At 43.3% G+C, this 2,564-nt stretch carries 5 protein-coding genes; 2 read left to right on the forward strand and 3 right to left on the reverse strand.

Annotated elements, in window-relative coordinates:
- Nucleotides 1-32: 32 nt before the first annotated feature.
- Nucleotides 33-341, reverse strand: coding sequence for a hypothetical protein (locus PG888_RS22680; protein ID WP_270694454.1), 309 nt, complete (start codon nt 339-341; stop codon nt 33-35).
- 370 nt (nt 342-711) lie between these two features.
- Between PG888_RS22680 and PG888_RS22685 the strand changes: the two genes are divergently transcribed.
- A complete protein-coding gene (locus PG888_RS22685; protein WP_032495674.1) occupies nt 712-1,413 on the forward strand; it encodes a hypothetical protein in 702 nt (233 codons plus the stop codon).
- Here the strand turns inward: PG888_RS22685 and PG888_RS22690 are convergent.
- Together PG888_RS22690 and PG888_RS22695 are read right to left on the reverse strand one after the other, a co-directional pair.
- Nucleotides 1,386-1,715: a hypothetical protein gene (locus PG888_RS22690; protein WP_033917513.1), complete on the reverse strand. Its 330-nt coding sequence runs from the start codon at nt 1,713-1,715 to the stop codon at nt 1,386-1,388. The two genes, PG888_RS22685 and PG888_RS22690, sit on opposite strands and share 28 nt — an antisense overlap.
- 498 nt (nt 1,716-2,213) lie before the next feature.
- Nucleotides 2,214-2,444, reverse strand: a complete 231-nt coding sequence (locus PG888_RS22695) for a hypothetical protein (protein ID WP_032495677.1) — start codon at nt 2,442-2,444, stop codon at nt 2,214-2,216.
- 2 nt (nt 2,445-2,446) lie between these two features.
- Between PG888_RS22695 and PG888_RS22700 the strand changes: the two genes are divergently transcribed.
- Nucleotides 2,447-2,564: SMR family transporter (locus PG888_RS22700; protein WP_256855654.1), on the forward strand; the 118-nt coding region annotated here is incomplete at its 3' end.

Genomic DNA, 2,564 nt, shown 5'->3' on the forward strand with positions numbered 1-2,564 from the left:
GGGTGACGTGAGCGCGTTAAGGATCAGGGTGTTCACGTTGGCCGGAATGGCTGTTCAACTTCGCCGGAATACGCAACTATGGCCATAGTGATCAAGGTATCCTGCTCTTCCTGCCAGAAAGTAGCCGGATTCTTGGTTACCAACCAATCGACTAATTGCCCCATATAGCCAAATAAGGACACTTCTAATGCGGCCAGTAAGGCTGTCGCAATAGACATCAGGATCAGAGGCAACACCATGCCTTGACTGTAATGCAAACAAAATGCAAACAGGCCTTGAGGTGGCTGAGTTGGCTCTTTATCAGGGAAAGGGTTGGTTAAGCGTTCAAAAAAGCCCAGCATAAAATTCCTCTGCAGCAACGAAAAAGGCAGTTATTGTACGTCAAAGTTTAAAAAACAGATGTAACTATTTGATGAAAGCCCGGTTTAGAACGGCCATCTTATTTTATAACCGATAGCTTGTGACTCGCTTTTTTGCTGAACAGAACAGCAGATTGTTGAAAATAAATACAAAAAATCTGAAAAATCCAAAAGATGCTATATCACATGAACTCAGCAGCTTAGATTTATTGAAGGACCGTTAATAGGTAATAACTGGAAAATCTATAACTTAGCTTCTGTTTTGTCAGCTTGCAAAGGACTTTTTGCTTTCTACACTGAAAATACAGAGTACCCGAATCAGGGTGTTGTCTCGTCTTACAGGAGTGTTGAAATGGATGCCAAAGAATTATTGGTCTACATGAAGCAGGCAGAACTGCAAGCTGAGTTAGTCGTTGAGGCTGGTCAGCAACTGGACAGAGCCATCAAACAATTACATGACTGGTCTGAAGACTGGGATTGTCAGCGCCGGGCTTGTGAAGATATGTACGATGCCGTGCATTTAATTCTGATCCATAGCTATCAATTATCCCGGATTTTCTGGCCCGCCAAGTGTTGCGGAGAACTGGGGCTGGATTTGTGTCATAGAGCCATGGCGCTGCGAAGTGAAATCAACCTGCCTGATCTAAACCATCCACTGCGGAATGAGGCGTTATGGCGTCATGCAGATGAGCTGGATCATTCAGTGCGGGATAATACTGCTCTGCGTCGTTATCAAGCGCATCATTTAACCGGTTTTAATCAGGTGATCACCTGGATGGATAATGAAGCCATGTTTTGCTGGCTTGAACCTGCCAGTAAAACCTTTGTGTTTCATGCCGAGGAGTTTGCTTTAGCCCAATTACTGGATGCTGTGCATCAGGTTCAGCAAGATATTCAGAATTTTCTTAACAAGCAGCATCAGTCAAATCTAAAGGTGGCCAAAGCTGGCGTGCATCACTATGAGAAGCAGTGGGGGGCATTTAAAATAAGACAAGACAGATCTTGTCCACAGCTTTGTTGTTATGACTACTTATCTAATTTAATAAATCCGTAGGCAGAAATCTCGCTGAGCTTATGTTCTCTGATCTTTTTTGCGACTTCTGCTTGGTAGTCTTCAATGTACAGGTGCAAAAAATCTTTAAACTCTTCATCCAAAGCACGTCTATCCACAGAGTTACCGAACCGTTGCGCTTCGTATGCAAGCAGGCATAATCTATGCGCCCGGATCTCCATATCAGCGGCCACCTGCTTTTCGATAATGTTTAATGCATCTGACATTCCAATCAACTTCTTGTAGAAAAACAGACTTAACAGTAAAAAGCCAAACGTAATTGCAGACATAACAAAAGTCAGCATTCCTGAAGTTCCTTTCTGTGCTTGACGGCTCCTGATATGGACCATAAAAATATCGCTAAAATTGCTGCGATATTTATAGCTGGTATTCCATATTTGTATATACCACCCAATAGATCAGTGCCAAATATGACTCTGTCTGTGAATCTCGCTACCTGCAGAACAGAGTGCATCAAGATGCTTAAACAAATGAATTGAGTGATTTGTTCAACCGCCCATACGAATTTTCTATGAATAACCCAGATGATACCAAGCGTCAATGTTTGACATATCACCCAACTTGGGTACCAAAGTAAGCGAGCGAGCTCAGGAGATGTTTCAGATATCCCCATCAGCAAAGGAGCAATCCTGTCTTGAGCTAATCCCGATAAAGTGAGTATCAATATGGTTATTCGTGCAGATTTACTGGCCGACCAGACTAAGGACAGCAGTAGAGAACCTATGCACAACACCCATAAGTACTCAGCAAGAGTCGTAATAAATGTCCCCACAAACTACCTCTTATTTTGGTGGTTCATTACCCCAGCCACCACCTAATGTAGTCAGTGTTGGATTTATTGCTTTAGATTCTTGCTGCTCTGCAGCCAGCTTCGCCTTTGCTTCAGCAGATAAGGTGACAGTGTCTGCAGTAGAGGGTGCTGTTGTAGTGGTGGTTTTAGCCTGAGCAGCAGGAGCAACAGTTTGTATTGTTGATGTAGCCGCTGTGCCCGGAGTATTTAAGTTGATTTGCATAACTGTTCCTTACCATTGTCACTAAATCAGAAAACAAATGTACCGAGGGCTTTACTAAGCTTGCCCCTTCCGCCGTTGTCATAATCGGTTATGGCATCGCATTTTATTTTCTTTCTCTGG

It is taken from the genome of Aeromonas sp. QDB23, from assembly GCF_027707745.1.
GTDB classification, from domain to species: Bacteria; Pseudomonadota; Gammaproteobacteria; order Enterobacterales; family Aeromonadaceae; genus Aeromonas; species Aeromonas allosaccharophila.